Origin of the sequence: Microbacterium sp. CFBP 8794 (genome assembly GCF_014841235.1) — a bacterium.
Taxonomy (GTDB): Bacteria; Actinomycetota; Actinomycetes; order Actinomycetales; family Microbacteriaceae; genus Microbacterium.
In genome coordinates this window covers 661,532-684,416 of the sequence record NZ_JACYTT010000002.1, presented here as the reverse complement: position 1 = coordinate 684,416, position 22,885 = coordinate 661,532, and the positions used below count along the sequence as shown (strand labels likewise).

Below are 22,885 nucleotides of genomic sequence, written 5' to 3'. Positions count from 1 at the left end.
GGGTGTGCACCACGGGCTGACTGACCACTCACGACCGACTCGACGACGACGCGGACGGGGGCGTTCGATCGCCCTGCTCGCCGCCTGCGCCATCGTGCTCGCCGGGTGCGCCGCGCCCGACGCGGCTCCCGCGCCCGAGCCGGAGGCACGCACCAGCCTCACGGTCGGCGTGGTCGGCAGCCTCACGAGCTTCAACGCCGAGAGTCGCACCGGCGACACGGCGGCCAATCGTGCGGTGTCCGAGCTGCTCGACGAGCAACTCGGTTCGCTCGACGGCGACCTGCAGGTCGTTCCGAACGACGGCCTCGGACGCATCACCCGCGTCGAGGGCGACCCCCTGAAGGTCAGCTACGAGCTGTTCACCGACCGCACATGGTCGGACGGCACGCCCGTCACCCTCGACGACCTGCTGTTCGGCTGGGCGGTGTCGTCGCACTTCTTCGACGACGCCACGTACGACGCCACCGGGCAGATCGTCTCGGGCACGCGGTACTTCGACACCGCAGCCCCCGCCGACCCCAACGCGCGCACGGCGCGCCCGAGCATCGACCGTGCCGCCGACACCCTGACCCTCACCTATGACGAGCCGTTCGCCGACTGGAACCGCCAGTGGCTGCTCGATCGGCCGGTCCACGTCGTCGCGCAGCGCGCAGGGGTCAGCGTGAAGGACCTGCTCACCGCCATCCTCACGGTCCCCGAGGGCGACCCGACGGCGCCCGTCGCCCCCAACCCCGTGCTGGCGGCCGCCGCGCAGGCCTGGAACACGGGCTTCGACGTGCCCGCGGGATCGGCTCCCGATCCGGCATCCGTCGTCGCCGCCGGCCCCTGGACCGTCGCTTCGGCCACGACGGACACCCTCACCCTGGCCCGGCGCGACAGCTACCAGGGCGCGCACTTCCCCGGGCTCGAGGGTCTCACGGTGCGTTTCTTCGCGGATCGTGCGGCGCAGCTCTCGGCGATCGAGGCGGGAATGGTCGACGTGGCGAACATCGGCGACCTCGACGAGGACGAGCTGAAGACGCTCACCGACGCCGGTCTGCAGGTGGTCACCGGGCCCACCACCGAGACCCTGCAGCTGCGGTTCGCCAACGGCACCGCCCCCGCCCTGCGAGAGGCCACCTCGCGTTCGCTCGACCGCTCGGTGATCGTGAAGGACGCGCTGGGCACCGTGCGGCCCGACGCGCAGCCGCTGCAGTCGTTCCTGTCGTCGCCCGCGGCCGGTCAGCTCTATCGCGACCTCACCTCGGGCAACGGTGCGCCGGGAACGGGGAGCGACGTCGACGGTGCGCGCGAGGCGCTCGACGACCGCGCCGCGGTGCTGCGGGTGGGGTACGACGCCACCGACGAGATCTCGGCGCAGGTCTTCACGCGCATGGTGACGATGGGGGCGACCGCGGGCATCGCCGTGCGCGTCGCGACCGAGACCGAGACTCCGGATGCCACCCTCGCCTGGGTCGGAGAAGACGAGAGCCTGTACCGCTCGGCCCGCGATCGGATCGCCGAGGGGGTCGACGGGCCCGACACCGCGCGCCTGTTCGCCGGACTCACGAACGACACCGACCCGGTCGACGTGCTCGCCGCGGCGAAGAAGATCGATCAGTCGCTGTTCACCGCGTACGCCGGGGTGCCCCTGCTCGAGCGCACGGGCGCGGTCGTGACCGCCGCCGGCGTGGGGGGAGTGGCCTACACGTCGCAACCGAACGGCCTGCCGCCCGCATTCTGGACCTGGACGCCGCCGCAGCCCTGATCGCGAGGTCCGCCGTGGCGGCCCGACCGCCGCCGATTCAGCGCGATTCGTGCCGCCCGGGGGGCGTCACGGGGTGACGGTCGGCGACGGTGTGGGCGTGACCGCGGGAGTCGGCGGGGCGAAGATCGCGGGCCACCACGCCGCTGCCAGCGGGTACCCCACGAAGGCGACGATGTCGATGATCGTGTGCGCCACGACGAGCGGCATGACGCGGCCCCAGCGCCTGTAGCACCAGCCGAACACGAGTCCCATGACGACGTTGCCCAGCGCCGAGGGCCACCCCTGGTAGAGGTGATAGCTGCCGCGCAGCAAGGCCGTCGACACGATGATCCCCGTCCACGACCAGCCGAGGCGTCGCAGGCGGTCGAAGAGGTACCCGAGGAAGATGACCTCCTCGGTGAGCCCCGCCCGAAGGGCCGCGAGCACCAGCAGGGCGATGACCCACCACGACGAGTCCAGGGGGGCCGGAACGACGGCGATGCTCTGGCCGAGCGCGCGTCCGATCGCGTACACCCCGATCCCCGGAACGCCGATCAGCAAAAGCAGCAGCACCCCGCGCAGAATGTCGCTGCCGAACCGCCGGAAATCCAGACCGATCCGGTGCAGCGCATTGTTCGCCGGCTCCCACAAGAGGAAGACGACGAGCGCGACCAGAGCCAGCGAGAACGCGATGTCCAGGAACTGGTAGACGGCGTCCCAGAGCGGTTCGGCGCTGCGCGACGGATTCAACTGCGTCTGCTGCTGCGAGATGGGCGCCCGGGTCACGGTGCGCACGAATGACACCACCGAGTAGATCGCGGACTGGCCCACGGTGACGAGCAGGACGAGGGCGATCTCCCAGATCAGTCGTCGTCGTCGATACGTCGTGTCGCCCTCGCCGAGGGAGGGCGGGTCGGAGAACGGATGCCGGGTCACACCGTGTATCTAACACCGGCGGGCGATGAGCGATGGGTGCGCGCAGGAGCATCGGTGGGGGATGATCGGCCGCTTCCGGGGGTGACGCAGAACGGGGTTGTCAGAATGCTCTACGCAACCGCGCTCAAGTTAAAGGTCTGTAACGAATTGCCCAGGAGTTTTGACCATCCGGAAGCCTTTATCTATCGTTTCGGTATCCACGGCTTCCCCCTGCCACTCGCGTGTCGGGGGTGCCCGTCCACTCTGCACTGGAGGCAAAGTGTCTGAAAAGACTCGGCGCATGCGCGCCCTTACGGCGGGAGCAGGAGTCGCGGTCGCGGCTCTGGCCCTTGCCGGTTGCACCACCACCGCCACCCCCGAGGGCGGTGCGTCGTCCACCGGCGGCACCGTCACCATCGCCACGACGAACGCGTTCACCTCGTTCAACGGCGACACCCCCGAGGCCAACCTCGACACCAACGGCATGGTCGGTTACCTGACCGGTGTCAGCGGCGGCCTGGGCCTCGGTGGCTTCCAGCGTCTCGACAAGGACTTCTCGATCCTCGACAACACCGACTTCGGCACGTACGAGACGGTCTCCGAGGACCCCCTCACGGTCAAGTACACGATCAACGAGGGTCTCACCTGGTCGGATGGCGAGCCCATCAACGCCGATGACATGCTCGTCAACTGGGCCATCAACTCGGGCTACTTCGATGACGCCAAGCTCGACCCCGCGACCAGCGAGGTCACCAACGGCGGCACGCAGTACTTCAGCCTCGCCGGCAGCACCGCGGGTCTCGACACCACCGCCTTCCCCACGATCAGCGACGACAACATGTCGATGACGCTGGTGTACTCGCAGCCCTTCGTGGACTACGAGCTCGTCAACCCGATCGGCAAGCCGGCCCACGTGCTCGCCGAGAAGGCCGGCGTGTCGGAGTCCGAGTTCGTCGACCTGCTCAAGTCGCTGCCCGAGGGCAACCCCGACGCGCCCGTCGCCCCCAACGCGACGCTCAAGGCCGCGGCCGACTTCTGGAACACCGGCTACGACGTCACCGCCATGCCGACCGACCAGAGCCTGCTCGTCGCGAGCGGTCCGTTCATCGTGACCGACTTCACGCCCGAGCAGAGCATCACGCTGGGCAAGAACCCCAACTACAAGGGCGAGATGTCGCCCGCGTACGACCAGCTGATCATCCGCTTCATCGGTGACTCGAACGCTCAGGTCACGGCGCTCCAGAACGGTGAGGTCCAGGCCATCCAGCCGCAGGCCTCCGCCGACACGCTGACCGCGCTTGAGAACGCGAACGCCACGGTCCACTCGGGCAGCCAGCTCGCGTACGACCACGTCGACCTGACCTTCGGCGGTGTCTTCGCCGACGCCAACGTCCGTGAGGCCTTCCTCAAGACGATCCCGCGCCAGCAGATCCTCGACTCGATCATCAAGCCGGTCAACCCCGACGCCAACGTGCTCAACTCGCAGATCTTCCTGCCCACCGACGGCGACCAGTACACCACCGCCGTCTCCTCGAGCGGATACGACGCGTTCACCGAGCCCGACATTGAGGGCGCCAAGGCGCTGCTCAACGGTGCCACCCCGACCGTTCGCATCCTCTACAACACCAACAACCCGAACCGTGTCGACAGCTTCCGCGCCATCCAGCAGTCGGCGCAGCAGGCCGGCTTCGTGATCGAGGACGCCGGTTCGCCCGACTGGAGCAAGCTCCTCGGCAGCGGCAGCTACGACGCGTCGATCTTCGGTTGGGTCTCGCCCGGTGCCGGTAACGCCGCACTCCCGCAGATCTTCAAGAGCGGCGGCGGCGGTAACTACAACAACTACAGCAACTCGGCCGTCGACACCCTCGTCGACGAGACCCAGGTCACGGTCGACACGACCAAGCTGGCCGACCTCAAGGTGCAGATCGACACGGCCACGGCGAAGGACTTCTACGGTCTGCCGCTGTTCCAGTCGCCCGGTCTGTTCGCTGACAACGGTTCCGTGACGGGCGTCGACTACTTCGGCGGCCAGACCGGCATCGTCTGGAACGCACAGGAGTGGACGCTCGCGGGTTGATGACCCGTTGATCCCTCGTGAGGCGCCGGAGTCGCTCGGCTCCGGCGCCTCACTTCGTCTGCGCGCGGCGCGCTCTCTGCGCCGCGCCCGCGACTATCCTTTCCAGGGCGCCGTCTCCGCGTCCGTCACCCGATCGAAAGAAGACCTCCCGCGATGGTCGGATTCATTCTCAGGCGCATCGCCGTCTCGATCCTGGTTCTGCTTGCAGCATCGTTCATCATGTACGTGCTCGCCGCCAACGCCGGCGACCCCCTCCAGGACCTCCGCGACAGCACCGCCGCCAACCGCGACCAGCTGATCGCCGCCCGCGTCGCCGCGCTCGATCTGAACGTGCCCGCGCCGCTGCGTTACTTCCTCTGGCTGGGCGGCGCCGCCGGCTGCCTCATCCCCTTCGCCGGAACCTGCAACCTGGGTCTGACGATCAGCAATGCCCCCGTCCTCGACATCCTGCCCACCGCGGTCGGCTCGACCCTCCAGCTCGTGACGGCGTCGTTCGTGCTGGCGATCGTGCTGGGCATCGTGGTCGGTGTCGTCTCGGCTCTGCGCCAGTACAGCGGCTTCGACTTCGGCATCACGCTGCTGAGCTTCTTCCTCTTCTCGCTGCCGTCGTTCCTCGTGGCGGTGCTGCTGAAGGAGTTCCTGGCCCTCGGCTTCAACAGTTTCCTCGAGTCGGCCACCTCGATCCCGATCTGGGTGATCGTCCTCCTGGCGGTCGTGTCGGCCGTCGTCTGGCAGGCCATGATCGGCGGCGAGGCGCGTCGTCGCCTGATCGTCGGCGCCACCGCCGCCGCGGCGACCGTGGCGCTGCTGGTGTACTTCAACGTCACCGACTGGTTCCGCAACCCCGGGTTCGGTCCCGTGGGCCTGCTGCTGATCATCGCCGGTGTGGTCGTCATCGTCACGGCCCTCATCGCCGGGCTCACCAACCGTCGCGCCCTCATCGTCGCGGCGCTCAACGGCGCGATCTCGTACCTCTGCTTCTTCCTGCTGCAGGGACTGTTCGACATCTCCACGCCCGCGACGATCATCATCATCGGCCTGGTCGCCGTGGTCGTCGGTCTCGCCACGGGCTACCTGCTCGGCGCCCCCGACCGCGGCATGACCGCGCGCATCGGCGGCCTCGTGGCGTTCCTGTCGTTCGCGCTCGTGATCCTCGACCGCTACATGCAGTCGTGGCCGGCATACGTCAATAACCCGCGCATCAACGGTCGCCCCATCGCGACGGTCGGTGCCGTCACCCCCGGGTTCAACGGCGACATGTGGATCACGGGCATCGACAGCTTCACGCACCTGCTGCTCCCGACGATCTCGCTGCTGCTGATCTCGTTCGCGGGATACACGCGCTACGCCCGCGCGGGCATGCTCGAGGTGATGAACCAGGACTTCATCCGCACGGCCCGCGCCAAGGGTCTGCCGGAGCGGACGGTCATCCTGCGCCACGGCCTGCGCAACATGCTCATCCCGATCGTGACGCTCGTCGCGACCGACGTCGGAGCCCTTCTGGGTGGCGCGGTCATCACCGAGAAGGTCTTCGCGATCTCGGGCATGGGCCAGCTGTTCGTGACCTCCATCCAGCGTGTGGACGTGAACCCGGTGATGGGCTACTTCATCGTCATCGCGATCACCGCCATCGTCTTCAACTTCCTGGCCGATCTCGCCTACGCGGCGCTCGACCCCCGAGTGCGAGTGGTCGCATGATCGCCGCCGTCCGATTCCCGGAGGTCTCCCGATGACTCAGATGCTTCCCGAACCCGCGAACGTCGATGCGCCGGTCCCGGCCGATGAGCGCGACACCGTCGGGGTGAGCCAGGGACGGCTCGTCCTGCGTCGCTTCCTGTCGAACAAGATCTCCGTCGTCTCCGGCATCCTGTTCGTGCTGCTGGCGATCTTCTCGATCTCGGCGATCGGCCTGGGGCCCATCCCCGGCTGGTGGAAATACGACTACACGTCGCTGAACCCGCAGAACGACGGCGGGGCGCCGACGCTGTCGGTCTTCCCCTTCTCGCTGGGCGAGCACCCGTTCGGTCAGGACCGCATCGGCATCGACTACTTCGCGATGACGATGCGCGGCATCCAGAACTCGATCCTCGTGATGATCATCATCAGCTTCGTGGGCACCACGGTCGGCACCGTCATCGGCGCCCTCGCCGGGTACTACCGCGGCTGGGTGGATGCCGTCCTCATGCGCATCACCGACGTGTTCATCGTCATCCCGATCATCGTCATCGGCGCCGTCGTCGGTCGAGCGACGGGCGGCCTCGGTGTGATCCCGCTGGCGTTCTTCCTCGCGATGGTGTCGTGGACGACGATCGCCCGCCTGGTGCGCGCCGAGTTCCTGTCGCTGCGCGAGCGCGAGTTCGTCGAGGCCGCCCGCGTGGCGGGTGCCAGCGACGCGCGCATCATCTTCAAGCACATCCTGCCCAACGCCATCGGCGTGGTCATCGTGGCGGCGACGCTCCTCGCCGCCTCGGCGATCCTGCTCGAGACCGCGTTGAGCTACCTGCAGCTCGGCGTGCGCCCGCCCGACGTGTCGCTGGGTCTGATCATCTCCGACAACCAGTCCGCGTTCTCGACGCGACCCTGGCTGTTCTGGTGGCCCGCGGTGTTCATCGTGCTGCTGGCGGTGCTGGTCAACTTCGTCGGCGACGGCCTGCGCGACGCCTTCGACCCCCGTCAGAAGCGCTTCTCGCTGCGTCGCACGAAAGAGACGTCGGCGTCGTCGACCACCGCTCCCGCGAGCACGCAGGCGCGGGTGCACCCGGAGACCCCGTCGTCATGACGCTCGCCTTCGCGCGGGTGTCAGCCCAGGGCGACCGCCGCGACGAGACCGGCCGCGCCGGCCACGAGCAGCACGAGGTTGCCCGTGCGGACGCCCACGTGCACACGGACGCTCTCGGCGACACCCGCCTCGATGCGTCCGGCTTCGCGCAGGGCGTGCCAGCGGGTGCGCACCATCTCGGCGGCGCGTCCGGAGTCGGTGTTCGGCAGCTCGCCGGGGCGCGTCTGCGGCGTCGACGGGCTGTCGCTGCGGCGGTGGGCGCGGGCGGCGCGGAGCGATCCGGTCGCGCCGGGCGCCGGTGCGGCGGTGACGCCGATGCGACGTCCGGGCGTGTGCAGCTGCAGCGAGTACCGCGTGTCGACGTGGATGAGCGCCGCCCACGGCACGAGGTAGCGCAGGGCGATGTTGTCGACCTGCACGCCGTCGTCGTCGACGGACACCGAGGGCGACCACAGGATGCCGGTGACCAGGGCGGCCGCTCCCAGCGCGCCCACGATCACGAGGGCGGGCGCCTCGCTCGCCCCGGGCGTGACGAGCAGACCGATCGCCACGACGGCGATGATCGCCCAGACGATGCCGCACAGGACTCGGGTGAACGTCGAACGGAACGTCTGGCGTGGCATCCTCCGATTCTTTCATTCCCCGATCACTCACTCCCGCTCGGCGGGACCGAGAGGACAATCTCATGAGCACGACCGAGAAGGCGGCCATCCCCGCCCTCGAGATGACCGACGTCAGCGTCGACTTCGCGGTCGACGACGTGTGGGTTCCCGCCGCGAAGCACCTCACCTACTCGATCGCGCGCGGCCAGGTCGTCGCGGTGGTCGGCGAGTCGGGCTCGGGCAAGAGCGTCAGCTCGATGGCCGTGCTCGACCTGCTGCCCCGCAACAGCCGTGTCACCGGCAGCATCAAGGTCAACGGCCGCGAGGTCACCGGCCTGTCGGCGTCGCAGATGCGGCAGCTGCGCGGTCCCGAGGTCGCGGCGATCTTCCAGGAGCCGATGACGGCCCTGAACCCCGTGCTGACGGTGGGGTCGCAGATCATCGAGGCGCTGCGCGCGCACACCCCGATCGCTCCCACGCAGGCCAAGGCCCGCGCGATGGAGCTGCTCGAGATGGTCGGGCTCCCCGACCCGGCCAAAGCCTTCGCCTCGTACCCGCACCAGCTGTCGGGCGGCCAGCGCCAGCGCGCCATGATCGCGCAGTCGATCAGCCTGGAGCCGGCACTGCTCATCGCCGATGAGCCCACGACCGCGCTCGACGTGACCGTGCAGGCCGAGATCCTCGATCTCATCCGCGACCTGCGCGACCGTCTCGACTCGGCCGTGCTGCTCATCACGCACGACATGGGCGTCGTCGCCGACCTCGCGGACTGGATCGTCGTGATGAAGTCCGGCGACATCGTCGAGCAGGGCCCCGCCGCGAAGGTGCTGGGCGACCCGCAGGACGCCTACACGAAGGAGCTGCTGGCCTCGGTCCCGCGCCTGGGCGAGACCCTCGAGGGCGAAGCCACGGTCGACGTCGTCGAGGCATTGGCCACCGCGGTGGCCAGTGGTCCCGCCCGCACCGAGACGATCGCCCTCGCCGTCGCCGCCCCCGAGATCGCCCACCCGGTGCTGCAGCTCGACAACGTCTCGATCGAGTACGGCAAGAAAGGACGCGTCGCCGCTTTCCGCGCCGTCGACGACGTCACGCTGGGCATCGCCGAGGGCGAGATCGTCGGACTGGTCGGAGAGTCGGGGTCGGGCAAGTCGACCATCGGCCGCGCCGCCATCGGTCTGCAGCCCATCGCCGACGGTCGTCTGGTGGTCGACGGCGTCGACATCTCGAGCGGTTCGCGCAAGCTCATCAAGTCGCTGCGGCGCCGCGTGGGCATCGTGTTCCAGGACCCGTCGTCGTCGCTGAACCCGCGCCTGCCGATCGGCGAGTCCATCGGCGAGCCGCTGTTCCTCGCCGGTGAGGCCAAGGGCGCCGAGCTCGAGGCGCGCATCGAGAAGCTGCTCGACGAGGTGCGTCTTCCGCGCAGCTACCGCAACCGCTACCCGCACGAGCTGTCGGGCGGGCAGAAGCAGCGCGTGGGCATCGCGCGCGCCCTCTCGCTGCAGCCGCGTCTGCTGGTCGCCGACGAGCCCACGAGCGCGCTCGACGTGTCGGTGCAGGCCCGGGTGCTCGAACTGCTCAGCGAGCTGCAGAAAGAGCACCGTTTCGCGTGCCTGTTCATCAGCCACGACCTCGCCGTGGTGGATGCCATGGCAGATCGCATCGTGGTGCTCAACCGCGGCAAGATCGCCGAGCAGGGCACCCGCGATCAGATCCTGCGCGCACCGAAGCAGCAGTACACGCAGCGACTCATCGCAGCGATCCCGGTGCCCGATGTCGAGGTCCAGGCTGCGCGCCGCGAGCTCCGTCACGAGCTGCTGAAGGACGACCCGGCCTCCTGAGGTGCCGGAAAGGGGCGGGATTCCGAGGAATCCCGCCCCTTTCTGCTGTCTGCCAGGCTGCGCGGCGGGCGCCCGGTAGACTAAGGGAGCCCGATTCCGGGCGCCACCCCGAATTTTCCTGGAGACCCTCCATGGCGCACGCCCTTCGTCCTGACCTCCGCAACGTCGCGATCGTCGCGCACGTCGACCACGGCAAGACGACTCTCGTCGACGCCATGCTCCGCCAGACCGGCTCGTTCGGCGACCACGCGCACATCGAAGAACGCGCGATGGACTCGAACGACCTCGAGCGCGAAAAGGGCATCACGATCCTCGCCAAGAACACGGCGATCACCTACAACGGCGTCCACAGCGACGTGCCGGTCACGATCAACGTGATCGACACCCCGGGCCACGCCGACTTCGGTGGCGAGGTCGAGCGCGGCCTGTCGATGGTCGACGGTGTCGTGCTGCTCGTCGACGCGTCCGAGGGCCCGCTGCCCCAGACCCGCTTCGTGCTGCGCAAGGCCCTCGAGGCCAAGCTCCCCGTCATCCTGTTGGTGAACAAGACCGACCGACCCGACGCGCGTATCGGCGAGGTCGAAGAAGAAGCGCACGACCTGCTGCTCGGTCTCGCGTCCGACCTGGTCGACGACGTTCCCGACCTCGACGTCGACGCCCTGCTCGACGTCCCCGTCGTGTACGCCTCGGGTCGTGCGGGAGCTGCGTCGCTGAACCGTCCCGCCGACGGCTCGCTGCCCGACAACGACGACCTCGAGCCGCTCTTCGGCGCGATCCTCGAGCACGTTCCGGCCCCGTCGTACGACGATGAGGCGCCGCTGCAGGCGTGGGTCACCAACCTCGACTCGAGCCCCTTCCTCGGTCGCCTCGCGCTGCTGCGCGTGTTCAACGGCACCCTGAAGAAGGGTCAGACGGTCGCGTGGGTCCGTGCCGACGGCAGCACCAGCAACGCCCGGATCACCGAGCTACTGAAGACCCGCGCGCTCGAGCGCTACCCGGCCGACGACGCCGGCCCCGGCGACATCGTCGCCATCGCCGGTTTCCCCGACATCACCATCGGCGAGACCATCGCCGACCCCGAAGACGTGCGGCCCCTCAAGGCCATCACGGTCGACGACCCGGCCATCTCGATGACCATCGGCACGAACACCTCGCCCCTCATGGGCAAGGTCAAGGGCCACAAGCTCACCGCCCGCATGGTCAAGGACCGCCTCGACCGCGAGCTGATCGGTAACGTCTCGCTGAAGGTCGTCGATATCGGACGCCCCGACGCGTGGGAGGTGCAGGGCCGCGGAGAGCTCGCCCTCGCGATCCTCGTCGAGAACATGCGCCGCGAGGGCTTCGAGCTCACCGTCGGCAAGCCGCAGGTGGTCACGAAGAAGATCGACGGCAAGACCTACGAGCCGTTCGAGCACCTCACCATCGACTCGCCCGAGGAGTACCTCGGTGCGATCACGCAGCTGCTCGCCGGCCGCAAGGGTCGCATGGACAACATGACGAACCACGGCACCGGCTGGGTGCGCATGGAGTTCGTCGTCCCCTCGCGCGGCCTGATCGGCTTCCGCACCGAGTTCCTCACCACCACGCGCGGCACCGGTATCGCCAACGCGATCTCGCACGGCTACGAGCCCTGGGCCGGTCACATCTCGACCCGTCAGAACGGCTCGATCGTCGCCGACCGCATGGGCGTCGTCACCCCCTTCGCGATGATCGGTCTGCAGGAGCGCATGTCGTTCTTCGTGCAGCCGACGCAGGAGGTCTACGAGGGCATGGTCATCGGCGAGAACTCGCGCGCCGACGACATGGACGTCAACATCACCAAAGAGAAGAAGCTGACCAACATGCGTGCGGCCAGCTCCGACTCGTTCGAGTCGATGACGCCCCCGCGCCTGCTGACGCTCGAGGAGAGCCTCGAGTTCGCCCGCGACGACGAATGCGTCGAGGTCACCCCCGAGGCCGTGCGTATCCGCAAGGTCGTGCTCGACGCGACCGAGCGCGGACGCTCAGCCTCGCGCCTGAAGCGTCAGGATGCCAACGCGTAAGCGCCTGCATCCAGAACGGCCCCGCACCAGCTCCGGCTGGGCGGGGCCGTTTCGCGTTTCTGCGGCGTTCGTCCCCCGTTGAGTGTCCAGGACACGCCGCTGTGCCTCGGGCGGTGGCGGCGTGTTCTGGACACTCGACGGGTTGTGGCGCTGGGGCGGGGCCGGGCAGGGCTCGGCTGGGCCGGGCTCGGCTGGGCTGGGCGCGGATGCGGCCTGAGCGCTGACGCAGGCCCGTTCGCGTTTCCGCGGCGTTGATTCCCCGTTGAGTGTCCAAGACGCGCCGTGTGTGCCGGTGCGGGGGCGGCGTGTCGTGGACACTCAACGGGGTTGTGGCGCTGGGGGGCTCGGCGTGGTTGCGGCGCTTGCGGCTCGGCGTGGGTGCGACGCGAGTGGCTGGGCGGGGCGGTGGCGCGGGGCCGTTTTGCGCGCGCGGCGCTCGTTTCCCGTTGAGTGTCCAAGACGCGCCGCGCGTACCCGCGCCGGGGCGGCGTGTCCTGGACACTCAACGGGGTTGGGGCGCTGGCGCGTCGGCGTGGGTGTGGCGCGGGGGTGCTCGGCGGGCGCTGCAGCGCGAGCGGTGGACTCAGCGCGACTCGACGACGCAGACGACGCTCATGCCCGGCTCCAGCGCCTCGAACACGTGCGGAGCGTCGCCGGGGTACGAGAGGTAGTCGCCGGGGGACAGCTCGTAGGGGGCGTCGACCGGGCCGACGAGGCCGCGACCGGTTACGAGCACGACGTGCTCGATCGTGCCGCGGGGGTGGGGCTCCGACAGACGCGGCGTGCCGGGCTCGGCGCTGAGCAGGTAGATGTCGCGGCGGGCGTGCGGCGGACTCGCCGACAGGAGCACGGCGAGATAGTCGGATGCCGAGGACGACACGGCCGCGGTGGCCTCACCGGCGCGGATGAGCGTGGGGGAGCGCACACCCTCGTCGACGAGCACCGCGAAGGGCACCTCGAGGGCCGTGGCCAGCGCCCAGAGCGTCTCGACGCTGGGGTTGCCCCCGCCGTTCTCGAGCTGCGAGACCGTGGCCTTCGCGACGCCCGCGCGGCGGGCGAGCTCCGAGACGCTGAGATCGCGTCGTTCGCGCTCGCGACGCAGGGTCGCGGCGATGCGGTCGCTCAGATCGGTCATGCGTTCATTATGCTCAACGATCGTTCGACTTGACGAACGCCGCTCGAACGTTCACGATGTTGACCATGCGTTCGTTCTACCGAACACCCGAGGGTGTCGCCGCTCGCCAGGGGCTCGCCGTCGCGCTGGCGACGAGCGCCTACGGCGTGTCGTTCGGTGCCCTGTCGGTGGCCTCCGGACTCGACGTCTGGCAGACGTGCGTGCTGAGCCTGCTGATGTTCACGGGCGGGTCGCAGTTCGCGTTCGTCGGTGTCATCGCCGCCGGCGGCGCGGCCGCCGCTCCCGCCGCGATCGCGTCGTCGGTGCTGCTGGGCGTGCGTAACGCCGCGTACGCAATGCGGATGGCTCCCGTCGTGGCGGGCGGATTCTGGCGCAAGGCCGGTGCGACGCAGTTCACGATCGACGAATCGGTGGCCGTGGGCCTTGCGCAGTCCACGCCGCGCGCACGCCGGTGGGGGTTCTGGGTCACCGGCGTCGCGATCTGGATCGGCTGGAACATCTCGACGCTCTTGGGTGCGCTGCTCGGCGACGTGCTGGGCGACCCGCGCACATACGGCCTCGATGCGGCCGCGGCGGCGGCGTTCCTGGCGCTGCTGTGGCCCCGGCTGCGGGGGCGCGAGCCGCTCGCGGTGGCCGCGGGGGCGGCGGTCGTCGCCGCCGCCCTCACCCCCGTGCTCATGCCGGGCATCCCCGTCATCGCCGCCGCGGGCGTCGCGGTCGCGGTGGGGCTGTTCGATCCGCGCCGCCCCACGTCCGCTCCCGGAGTGGTCGCCGAAGAGAAGGGGATGCCATGACCCTGTGGACCGCCGTGCTCCTGGCCTCGGTGATTTGCGTCGCCCTGAAGGGCGTCGGCTACCTCACTCCCGCGCACTGGCTCGAGGCACCCCGCCCGGCGCGCATCGCCGATCTGCTGACCGTGGCACTGCTGTCGGCGCTGGTGATCGTGCAGACGGTGGCGGCGGGCTCGGAGATCGTCCTCGACGCGCGACTGCCGGCCGTCGCGGTCGCGGCGCTGCTGCTGTGGGCACGCGCTCCGTTCCTCATCGTGGTCGTGGCGGCCGCGGTCACCGCGGCGCTGCTGCGCCTGTGGGGGTGGGCGGCGTGACCGGGGGTTCTCTCGGCGCAAAGGTGTCGCGCCTAAACTGACGCAATGAACTCTGGGATCCTGCGCATCGTCGGTTGGGTCGTGGCGCTGCTGGTCGGCGCCTTCTACGGGGCGGCCGGCACGGTCGCGCAGGCGTACCGCCTCGGACCCGTGCCGCTGGGACTGATCCTGGCCACGGTCGGCAGTGCGGCGCTGTTGATCGCGTTGCGGGTGCTGACGGGGGACCGGATCAACGCGCTGGCCGGCGGGTTCGGCATCTCGGCGGCGACGTATCTGTTCTCGCAGGTGGGGCCCGGCGGGTCGGCCATCGTCTCAGCCCCCACCCCGGGCACCGAATGGATCCCCGTGGTGTGGACGATCGTGGGCCCGGCGCTGATGGTCTTCGTGGCCTTCTGGCCCGACTTCTCGCACCTGAAGCAGCAGTCCGCGGTCGGCACGGGCGCGAACGCGGCCCCGGCGACGACCGCGCGGTGACGCCTCGGGGGTCATCGGCGGCCGCGCGGCGAGGCCGGTCGCTCCCGCGCGATTAGACTGGGGTCGTGACTTACGTGATCGCCCTCCCGTGCGTCGATGTGAAGGACCGTGCCTGCATCGACGAATGCCCCGTCGACTGCATCTACGAGGGTGAACGATCGCTGTACATCCACCCCGACGAATGCGTCGACTGCGGTGCGTGCGAGCCGGTCTGCCCCGTCGAGGCGATCTACTACGAAGACGACCTGCCCGAAGAGTGGTCCGATTACTACAAGGCCAACGTCGAATTCTTCGACGACATCGGCTCGCCCGGTGGAGCGGCGAAGGTCGGCGTGATCGCCAAGGACCACCCCGTCATCACCGCGCTCCCCCCGCAGGCCCACTGAGCCGTGGGCGTCGCCGACCTCGCCGACTACCCCTGGGACGCCGTCGCCCCGTACGCGGAGCGCGCGCGGCGACACCCTGCCGGCATCGTCGACCTGTCGATCGGTTCGCCCGTCGACCCGACGCCCGACGTCATCGCCACGGCCCTCGCCGACGCGACCGACGCGCACGCGTACCCGCAGACGGCCGGCACGCCGGCGCTGCGCGAGGCGATCGTCGACTGGTACGTCCGTCGCCGCGGAGTCCCGGGCCTGACGGCCGCGAACGCCCTTCCGACGGTCGGATCGAAAGAACTCGTGGCGCTGTTGCCGCTGCTGCTGGGCCTCGGTCCTGGCGATGCCGTCGTGCACCCGCGCGCCGCGTACCCGACCTACGAGGTGGGTGCCCGTCTCGTCGGGGCCGAGGCCGTGGCATCCGATGATCCCTCCGAGTGGCCCGCCCACACGCGTCTGGTGTGGATCAACTCGCCGGGCAACCCCGACGGTCGTGTGCTCTCCGCGGCGGAGTTGACGGATGCCGCGACCCGGGCGCGCGAGCTCGGCGCGGTCCTCGCGTCCGACGAGTGCTACGCCGAACTCGGCTGGGACGCGCCGTGGGACCGCGAGCGGGTGCCCAGCGTGCTCGACCCGGCTGTCGTCGGCGACGACCTCACCGGTGTGCTGTCGGTGTACTCGCTGAGCAAGCAGTCGAACCTCGCCGGATACCGCGCGGCCTTCCTCGCCGGTGACGCGGCCCTGGTGGAGCGACTGCTGACCGGTCGCAAGCATCTCGGTCTCATTCCTCCGGCCCCCGTGCAGCGGGCGATGACCGTCGCCCTGGGCGACGATGCGCACGTCGTCGAGCAGCGCGAGCGGTACGCGCGTCGGCGGGCGATCCTCAAGCCCGCGATCGAGGCCGCGGGTTTCACGATCGACCGCAGCGAAGGCGGGCTCTACCTCTGGGCGACCGAGGGCCGCGACGCGTGGGAGAGCGTGGGTCGGCTGGCCGACCTGGGCATCCTGGTCGGGCCCGGGCACTTCTACGGCACCCACTTCCCGAACCACGTGCGCTTCTCGCTCACGGCGACCGACGAGCGGATCGCCGCGGCGGCGGAGCGGCTGGCTCCGTAGCCGAGTCGGTGCGAACCCCGCCGGTGGGTCGATTCCCCACGGGAGCGCCGGGCGCGCCGTTCCGGAGTGTCGCCGCACGCCGTCGATCACGATCGACCGCCCCTATGAGGAGGATCCCTCCCTTCGATGGGGGCATCCTTTGGCGATGTCATCTGTAGGCGCCCCGGCCTACTAGGCTGTAAAAGCAGTGCGTTCGGGCAACCCTCCGGGCGTGCGCCGACCAGGACGCCGCCCCTCGCGGCATCCCCGGTTCGGGAAGATCGCGGGTGCCTCCCGCCCTCGCGGTCGACAAGTGGGCGACCAGAAATCGCAAGGAGGCGCGGTGAGCGACGTGGGTACGCAGCAGGACAAGGCCACCCTCACGGTAGGGGGCACCACCGCCGAGTTCGCGGTTCTTCGGGGCACCGACGGCATCCCGAGCATCGACATGGCGTCGCTGACCAAGCAGACCGGGCACACGGCGCTCGACTACGGCTTCGTCAACACCGCGTCGACGAAGTCGGACATCACCTACATCGACGGTGACCAGGGCATTCTGCGCTACCGCGGATACCCGATCGAGCAGCTGGCCCAGAACAGCACCTACCTCGAGGTCGCGTGGCTGCTCATCTACGGCGAGCTGCCCTCGGCATCCGAACTCGCATCGTTCGACGAGCGCATCCGCCGTCACACGTTGCTGCACGAAGACCTGAAGAGCCTGTTCTCGTCGCTTCCGCCGACCGCGCACCCCATGTCGGTGCTGTCGGCGGCGACCGCGGCCCTCTCGACCTACTACGAGGCCGAGTCCGACCCGCACAACCCCGAGCACGTCGAACTCAACACCGTGCGCATGCTCGCGAAGCTCCCCGTGATCGCGGCCTACGCGCACAAGAAGAGCATCGGGCAGGCGTTCCTGTACCCCGACAACTCGATGAGCTTCGTCGACAACTTCCTCAAGCTGAACTTCGGCGTCATGAGCGAGCCGTACGAGATCAACCCCGTCATGACCAAGGCCCTCGACCTGCTGCTGATGCTGCACGAGGACCACGAGCAGAACGCGTCGACCTCGACGGTGCGCCTGGTGGGCTCCACCGGCGCCAACCAGTTCGCGTCGGTGTCCGCCGGCATCCAGGCCCTGTCGGGCCCGCTGCACGGCGGCGCCAACGAGGCCGTGCTGCAGATGCTCGGCCGCATCCGCGACTCGGGCGAGAGCGTTGAACGCTTCGTGGAGCGCGTGAAGAACAAAGAAGAGGGCGTCAAGCTCATGGGCTTCGGCCACCGGGTCTACAAGAACTACGACCCGCGCGCCAAGCTGGTGAAGGGCGCCGCCGACGAGGTGCTCGAAGCCCTCGGCGTGAGCGACCCCCTGCTCGACCTCGCGAAGGAGCTCGAGCAGATCGCCCTCGAGGACGACTACTTCAAGGAGCGTCGCCTGTACCCCAACGTCGACTTCTACACCGGCGTCATCTACAAGGCGATGGGTTTTCCCACGCGCATGTTCACCGTGCTCTTCGCGATCGGCCGCCTGCCCGGCTGGATCGCCCAGTGGCGCGAGGCCATCAGCGACCCGCAGACGAAGATCGGCCGCCCGCAGCAGCTGTACACGGGTGCCGCGGTACGCGACTACCCCGGCATCGGCTGACACCGGCCCTCGAACGCCCCGTCCCTCTCGCGAGGGGCGGGGCGTTTCGTCTGCAGGCAGGGAGGTGCTGGCTCTCGGCGGCCCGGAAGCGCGTCGGTGCGGGTGTGGCCGAGGCAACCGGTGAGTGCGGCGGGGCACGGCGGCGAGACCCCGGCGCCGCCTCGCCCATAAACGCTGATCGTGCGGATAAACGCGGTGTCGCGGCGTTTATGCGCACGAAGAGCGTTTATGGGCATGACGCGGACGCCGCGCGGGCGCGGGGGACGGACGGATGCCGCGCGGCCGTGGCGGCGGGACGGATGCCGCGGGGCGGGCGACGCGACACGCGGTGCGGTGCGGCGTCGGGCGTGCAGCGCCGCGCGTGCAGCGCCACGCGTGCAGCCTCAGGCGTGCAGGGCCTCGTTCAGCGTGACGCCGACGCCGGCGCGGGCCGAGACCTCGACGGCGCCGGTGAGGGAGTTGCGGCGGAACAGGATGCCGTCACGGCCCGACAGCTCGCCGGCCTTGACCGTCTCGTCGCCGACCCGCACCTTGGTGCCGGCGGTGACGTAGAGTCCGGCCTCGACGACGCAGTCGTCACCGAGCGAGATGCCGATGCCCGCGTTGGCGCCGAGCAGGGTGCGCGCGCCGATCGAGACGCGGTGCGTCCCCCCTCCCGAGAGCGTGCCCATGATCGAGGCGCCGCCGCCGATGTCGGTGCCGTCGCCGATCACGACGCCCTGCGACACGCGCCCCTCGATCATCGAGGAGCCGAGCGTGCCGGCGTTGAAGTTGACGAAGCCCTCGTGCATCACGGTCGTGCCGGGAGAAAGGTGGGCGCCGAGCCGCACCCGCGAGGCATCGGCGATGCGCACGCCGGCGGGCAGCACGTAGTCGGTGAGGCGCGGGAACTTGTCGAGCCCCTGGATCTGGATGCCGTGGCGCTGGAGCGAGGGACGGAGCCGCGCCGCGTCGTCGGGGTGCATCGGGCCGGCGCTGGTCCAGGCGACGTTCGGCAGGTGGGAGAAGATCCCGTCGAGGTTGATGTCGTTGGGACGCACCAGCAGGTGCGACAGCGCGTGCAGACGCAGGTACGCGTCGGCGGTCGACGCCGGTGCCGCGTCGGCGTCGATCGTGAGGGCGACGGCCTCGACGACGACACCCCGGCGCTCGTCGGCCCCGGCCGTCTTGTCGAGGTCGGCCCGCTCGGCATCCAGGCTCTCGGGGACGCCCAGGACCGGCCGGGGGAACCACGCGTCGAGCACGGTCCCCTCGAGGGTGCGGGTGGAGAGGCCGGCAGCGCTGATGCGTCGTTCGTTGCTCACACGTCCAGGCTAGCGGGGGTGCCGCCTGTGGGAGGATCGGGGCATGGCCGCCCTCGACCTCACTTCCTCGTCCGTCGACCTCACCCGTGCGATCTGCGACATCGCCAGCGAGTCGGGGGACGAGACCACCCTCGCGGATGCCATCGAGGCCGCCGTCTCGGCCTACGGGCACCTCGAGATCATCCGGGACGGCGACACCGTCGTGGCCCGCACCCAGCTGGGGCGCGACCGACGCGTCGTCATCGCGGGGCACATCGACACGGTCCCCATCAACCGCAACCTGCCGGTGGAAGACCGCGAGATCAACGGCGAGGCGTTCCTCTGGGGTCGCGGCACGGTCGACATGAAGGCCGGCGTCGCCGTGCAGCTGAAACTCGCCGCGGAGCTGGTCGCACCCCCCGTCGACATCACGTGGATGTGGTACGACCACGAAGAGGTGGACTCCTCCCTCAACGGTCTCGGCCGTCTCTCGCGCAACCGTCCCGACCTGTTCGCCGGGGACTTCGCCATCCTCGGGGAGCCGAGCAACGGCGAGGTCGAGGGAGGGTGCAACGGCACGCTCCGCGCGCTCATCCGTACAGATGGCGTGCGCGCTCACAGCGCGCGTTCGTGGATCGGCGAGAACGCCATCCACAAGGCGGCCCCCATCCTCGCCCGCCTGGCCGAGTACCGCGCCCGCGAGATCGAGGTCGAGGGCCTCGTCTACCGCGAGGGCCTCAACGCCGTGCGCATCTCGGGCGGCGTCGCCGGCAACGTCATCCCCGACGCGTGCGAGGTCGAGGTCAACTACCGCTTCGCGCCCAGCCGCGATGCCGAGGCCGCCGAGCGCGTCGTGCGCGACGTGTTCACCGGATTCGACATCGAGATCGTCGACGTGGCGGAGGGTGCTCGGCCCGGGCTCGACGCGGCCCTCGCGCAGGACTTCGTCACGGCCGTGGGGGCGACCCCGAAGCCCAAGTACGGCTGGACCGACGTCGCACGGTTCTCGGCCCTGGGCATCCCCGCCGTCAACTACGGCCCCGGCGACCCGCACCTGGCCCACCACGACGAGGAGCGCGTTCCGCTCGCGCAGATCGACGCGGTCGAGCGGGGTCTGCGGGCGTGGTTGAGCGGGTCGTGACCGCCGAGGTCACGGCATCCCCGTCCGTCCGCGGATGGGAGCGGCTGCCCGTCGCCGCACGGATCGCCCTCGTCTACGTGATCGCGCGCATGATCACGACCGGGTTCTTCATGGTGACGGCGGCCCTGTCGGGACCGGCGTCGCGCTACGGCGTGGCCCCCTCGTTGGGCGAGCTCGCGCTGGGCTGGGACGCCCAGTGGTACTGGCTGGCGGCGGTGTCGGGGTACCCGGCCGACCTTCCGCTGGCCGCCGGGGGTCACGTCGCCGAGAACGCGTGGGCGTTCATGCCGCTGTACGCCTACCTGTCGGCGGGCCTCGGCGCGCTGCTCGGGTCGTGGGGCGCGGGGGCCGTGGCCATCTCGCTCGCTTCGGGCTACGGCGCGTGCGTTGTGCTGCACGCGCTGCTGCGCGAACGCATCGGCACCTCGGCGGCGATGTGGGCCGTCGTCTTCTTCGCGTGCGGCCCGCTGGCCGCGCTGTTCCAGGTGGGGTACGCCGAGGCGCTGTTCCTGTTCCTGCTCTTCCTCGCCCTGCGCTGCGTGCAACTCCGACGATGGGGCTGGCTGTACCTGCTCGTCCCGGCGATGGGGTTCACGCGCCCGGGCATCCTCGCCTTCGCGCTGTTCCTCGCCCTGCTCGGCATCCACCGCTTCCTCCGCCGCCGCACGGAGCCGCTGCCGAGACGCGACGTCGTGCACATCGTGGCGCTGGGGGCGCTGTCGACCCTCGTCGGGTTCGCGTGGCAGGGCATCGCGACGATCGTCACGGGCGATCCGGGCGCCTACCTCGCCACCGAGCTCGCGTGGCGGCGCAACTGGCTCGGCGATAGCGGGGGGCACTTCGTCCCGGTCGACGGGTGGGTGCAGGCGGCGGGATTCTGGTTCACGCAGTGGGGGCTCGGGCCCGTCGTCGGATACGTCGCGCTCGTCGTGCTCATCGTCGGCGCCGCGGCCGCGCTGCTGCTGCTGCCCCAGGTGAAGCGGCTCGGGATCGAGGTGCGCCTGTGGTCGGCGAGCTACCTCGTCTACCTGCTGCTGGTGTTCTTCCCCCAGTCGAGCATCTTCCGTCTGCTCGTGCCCGTCTCGCCGCTGTGGGGGGCGTTCGCCGTGCCGACCTCGCGCGCCTGGCGCATCGGCGTTCTGGCCCTGTCGCTCCTGGGGCAGTGGTGGTGGATCTACAACATGTACGGGCTGGCCAACACCTTCTGGCAGATTCCGTGACCGTGCAGGATGACGTACTTCGCCGCACGGGACGACGGCACTCGCGGCTTACCGGTAAACTCCTAGGTAGACCAACGACGAAAAGGGGGCCGCGATGGCAGCCATGAAGCCGCGTACCGGCGACGGACCGATGGAGGCCGTGAAGGAGGGCCGGTTGATCATCGTGCGCGTGCCGCTCGAGGGCGGCGGGCGTCTCGTCGTCTCGGTGAACGACGCCGAGGCGAAGGAACTCCACGACGTACTCGGCGGTGTCGTCACGGCGTGACGCATCTCCACGAGTGAAGGCCGGTCCCCGCGGGGGCCGGCCTTCTTCGTTCGTGAGGACGCTCAGGCGTCGGTGAGGCGCGTCGTCAGCTGCAGAAGGCCCTCTCCCGAGGTCGACAGCGCGCCGATGACGGCGGGGGAGGACTGCACCTCCTGGATGAGCGAGCGATACGCGGTCGTGACGGCGTCGCGGCGCACCGGATCCGCCACCGCACCGTGCGACAGGACCCGCGGGATCAGCACCGTGCCGCCGGCGCGGACGAGCCGCAGACCGTGCTCGACGTACTCGATGACGCCCTCGGGATCGGCGTCGATGAAGACGATGTCGTACGAGGCCTCGTTCATGCGCGGCAGCACGTCCGACGCGCGGCCCGTGATGAACCGGGCGCGGGCCGCAGGCACACGGGCGTCGATGAACGCGGCTCGAGCGGCACCGAGGTGCTCGGGCTCGCTGTCGATCGTGGTGATCGTGGCGCGGGGAGAACCGTGCAGCAGCCACAGGCCCGACACACCGCCGCCGGTGCCCACTTCGACGATGTTGAGGGCACGGGACGCGGCCGACAGCACCGCCGACTGCGCGCCCACCGCGGGGCTGATGGGCGCCGCTCCCAGTTCGAGGGCGTGCGCGCGCGCCCGAGCGATGTGCTCGGGCTCGACCGTCGACTCCTGCACGAACCGCTCGTTCGCCTGATAACCGCTCACGTGGACCTCCTCGATCAGGCTAGACGGCCCGAGCGCGCTCCACCCCCAGGCGCGGCCGGTAATCTGTTCCCATGTTCTTCGGGCTCACGATCGAGAAGCTGATGCTGATCGGCGTGATCGCCGCTGTCCTCGTCGGCCCCGAGCGCCTACCCCGCTATGCGGAGACGCTCGCGAAGTTCACCAAGCGCGCCAAAGAGACGATGCAAGGGGCGCGCTCGCGCATGCGCGACGAGATGGGCCCCGAGTTCGACGACGTCGACTGGAAGAAGCTCGATCCGCGTCAGTACGACCCGCGCCGCATCATCCGCGAGGCACTGCTCGACGACACTCCGACGGCCACGATGCGCGCGGCCGGTGCGGCCGCTCTCGCGGCGCGCGAGAAGACGACGGTGCCGCCGTTCGTCGCCGGCGAACGTCCCCCGTTCGACGACGAAGCGACCTGAGCCCCCCTTCGCGTCTCCGCGCTGC

Annotated in this window: 21 protein-coding genes; 16 read left to right on the top strand and 5 right to left on the bottom strand. The window is 69.9% G+C overall.

Translation table 11 applies throughout. The features are described 5' to 3' along the window. Nucleotides 1-4 precede the first annotated feature (4 nt). A complete protein-coding gene (locus IFU19_RS07085) occupies nt 5-1,747 on the top strand; it encodes an ABC transporter substrate-binding protein (protein WP_192013298.1) in 1,743 nt (580 codons plus the stop codon). A gap of 66 nt (nt 1,748-1,813) precedes the next feature. On the opposite strand, the gene IFU19_RS07080 is transcribed toward IFU19_RS07085, so the two are convergent. Further along, on the bottom strand, nt 1,814-2,662 hold the full coding sequence (locus tag IFU19_RS07080) for a CPBP family intramembrane glutamic endopeptidase (protein ID WP_342343384.1): 849 nt from the start codon (nt 2,660-2,662) through the stop codon (nt 1,814-1,816). 280 nt (nt 2,663-2,942) lie between these two features. Here IFU19_RS07080 and IFU19_RS07075 point away from each other — a divergent pair, with 280 nt between their 5' ends. The 3 genes from IFU19_RS07075 to IFU19_RS07065 all read left to right on the top strand — a co-directional run bounded on the left by IFU19_RS07075 (nt 2,943) and on the right by IFU19_RS07065 (nt 7,497). Further along, the gene (locus IFU19_RS07075) at nt 2,943-4,718 is read left to right on the top strand and encodes an ABC transporter family substrate-binding protein (protein ID WP_070409696.1); all 1,776 of its coding nucleotides are present in this window, start codon (nt 2,943-2,945) and stop codon (nt 4,716-4,718) included. A 153-nt stretch (nt 4,719-4,871) separates the two neighbouring features. Next, entirely contained in the window at nt 4,872-6,416 is a 1,545-nt protein-coding gene (locus IFU19_RS07070) for an ABC transporter permease (protein WP_055836193.1), read from the top strand. A 31-nt stretch (nt 6,417-6,447) separates the two neighbouring features. Next, nucleotides 6,448-7,497, top strand: a complete 1,050-nt coding sequence (locus IFU19_RS07065) for an ABC transporter permease (RefSeq protein WP_055836196.1) — start codon at nt 6,448-6,450, stop codon at nt 7,495-7,497. Nucleotides 7,498-7,517: 20 nt separating this feature from the next. Here IFU19_RS07065 and IFU19_RS07060 read toward each other — a convergent pair whose 3' ends face one another. Then, nucleotides 7,518-8,120, bottom strand: a complete 603-nt coding sequence (locus IFU19_RS07060) for a PH domain-containing protein (RefSeq protein WP_055836199.1) — start codon at nt 8,118-8,120, stop codon at nt 7,518-7,520. A 62-nt stretch (nt 8,121-8,182) separates the two neighbouring features. Here IFU19_RS07060 and IFU19_RS07055 point away from each other — a divergent pair, with 62 nt between their 5' ends. After that, entirely contained in the window at nt 8,183-9,937 is a 1,755-nt protein-coding gene (locus tag IFU19_RS07055) for a dipeptide ABC transporter ATP-binding protein (RefSeq protein WP_192013297.1), read from the top strand. A gap of 131 nt (nt 9,938-10,068) precedes the next feature. Beyond that, nucleotides 10,069-11,979, top strand: a complete 1,911-nt coding sequence (typA, locus tag IFU19_RS07050) for a translational GTPase TypA (protein ID WP_191914868.1) — start codon at nt 10,069-10,071, stop codon at nt 11,977-11,979. Nucleotides 11,980-12,562: 583 nt separating this feature from the next. Here the strand turns inward: typA and IFU19_RS07045 are convergent. Continuing rightward, entirely contained in the window at nt 12,563-13,114 is a 552-nt protein-coding gene (locus IFU19_RS07045) for a helix-turn-helix domain-containing protein (RefSeq protein WP_055836207.1), read from the bottom strand. Nucleotides 13,115-13,179: 65 nt separating this feature from the next. Here IFU19_RS07045 and IFU19_RS07040 point away from each other — a divergent pair, with 65 nt between their 5' ends. The 6 genes from IFU19_RS07040 to IFU19_RS07015 all read left to right on the top strand — a co-directional run bounded on the left by IFU19_RS07040 (nt 13,180) and on the right by IFU19_RS07015 (nt 17,807). Continuing rightward, a complete protein-coding gene (locus IFU19_RS07040) occupies nt 13,180-13,908 on the top strand; it encodes an AzlC family ABC transporter permease (protein ID WP_192013296.1) in 729 nt (242 codons plus the stop codon). Next, nucleotides 13,905-14,219 (top strand): AzlD domain-containing protein, encoded by a 315-nt coding sequence (locus IFU19_RS07035; protein WP_055836212.1) that lies wholly within the window; start codon nt 13,905-13,907, stop codon nt 14,217-14,219. Before IFU19_RS07040 ends, IFU19_RS07035 begins: the two co-directional genes overlap by 4 nt. A 45-nt stretch (nt 14,220-14,264) precedes the next feature. Further along, nucleotides 14,265-14,693 (top strand): DUF6113 family protein, encoded by a 429-nt coding sequence (locus IFU19_RS07030; protein ID WP_191914869.1) that lies wholly within the window; start codon nt 14,265-14,267, stop codon nt 14,691-14,693. A 65-nt stretch (nt 14,694-14,758) separates the two neighbouring features. Further along, a complete protein-coding gene (gene fdxA, locus IFU19_RS07025) occupies nt 14,759-15,079 on the top strand; it encodes a ferredoxin (RefSeq protein ID WP_055836218.1) in 321 nt (106 codons plus the stop codon). A 3-nt stretch (nt 15,080-15,082) separates the two neighbouring features. Beyond that, the gene (dapC, locus tag IFU19_RS07020; protein WP_192013295.1) at nt 15,083-16,186 is read left to right on the top strand and encodes a succinyldiaminopimelate transaminase; all 1,104 of its coding nucleotides are present in this window, start codon (nt 15,083-15,085) and stop codon (nt 16,184-16,186) included. Nucleotides 16,187-16,508: 322 nt separating this feature from the next. Next, nucleotides 16,509-17,807 carry a citrate synthase gene (locus tag IFU19_RS07015; protein ID WP_082509624.1) on the top strand — a complete coding sequence of 433 codons (1,299 nt, stop codon included), beginning with the start codon at nt 16,509-16,511 and terminating at the stop codon, nt 17,805-17,807. A gap of 383 nt (nt 17,808-18,190) precedes the next feature. Here the strand turns inward: IFU19_RS07015 and dapD are convergent, their stop codons facing one another. Then, the gene (gene dapD / locus IFU19_RS07010; protein ID WP_055939634.1) at nt 18,191-19,111 is read right to left on the bottom strand and encodes a 2,3,4,5-tetrahydropyridine-2,6-dicarboxylate N-succinyltransferase; all 921 of its coding nucleotides are present in this window, start codon (nt 19,109-19,111) and stop codon (nt 18,191-18,193) included. A gap of 43 nt (nt 19,112-19,154) precedes the next feature. On the opposite strand from dapD, the gene dapE reads away from it, so the two are divergent. The 3 genes from dapE to IFU19_RS06995 all read left to right on the top strand — a co-directional run bounded on the left by dapE (nt 19,155) and on the right by IFU19_RS06995 (nt 21,716). Beyond that, the gene (gene dapE, locus IFU19_RS07005; RefSeq protein WP_192013294.1) at nt 19,155-20,231 is read left to right on the top strand and encodes a succinyl-diaminopimelate desuccinylase; all 1,077 of its coding nucleotides are present in this window, start codon (nt 19,155-19,157) and stop codon (nt 20,229-20,231) included. Beyond that, on the top strand, nt 20,228-21,451 hold the full coding sequence (locus IFU19_RS07000) for a hypothetical protein (protein WP_192013293.1): 1,224 nt from the start codon (nt 20,228-20,230) through the stop codon (nt 21,449-21,451). Before dapE ends, IFU19_RS07000 begins: the two co-directional genes overlap by 4 nt. Nucleotides 21,452-21,545: 94 nt before the next feature. Beyond that, nucleotides 21,546-21,716 (top strand): DUF3117 domain-containing protein, encoded by a 171-nt coding sequence (locus IFU19_RS06995; RefSeq protein ID WP_070409703.1) that lies wholly within the window; start codon nt 21,546-21,548, stop codon nt 21,714-21,716. A gap of 62 nt (nt 21,717-21,778) precedes the next feature. On the opposite strand, the gene IFU19_RS06990 is transcribed toward IFU19_RS06995, so the two are convergent. Further along, nucleotides 21,779-22,417, bottom strand: a complete 639-nt coding sequence (locus IFU19_RS06990; RefSeq protein WP_055836233.1) for an O-methyltransferase — start codon at nt 22,415-22,417, stop codon at nt 21,779-21,781. Between the two features lie 71 nt (nt 22,418-22,488). Here IFU19_RS06990 and IFU19_RS06985 point away from each other — a divergent pair, with 71 nt between their 5' ends. Then, nucleotides 22,489-22,860 (top strand): Sec-independent protein translocase TatB, encoded by a 372-nt coding sequence (locus IFU19_RS06985; protein ID WP_070409704.1) that lies wholly within the window; start codon nt 22,489-22,491, stop codon nt 22,858-22,860. The last annotated feature ends 25 nt before the right edge of the window (nt 22,861-22,885 follow it).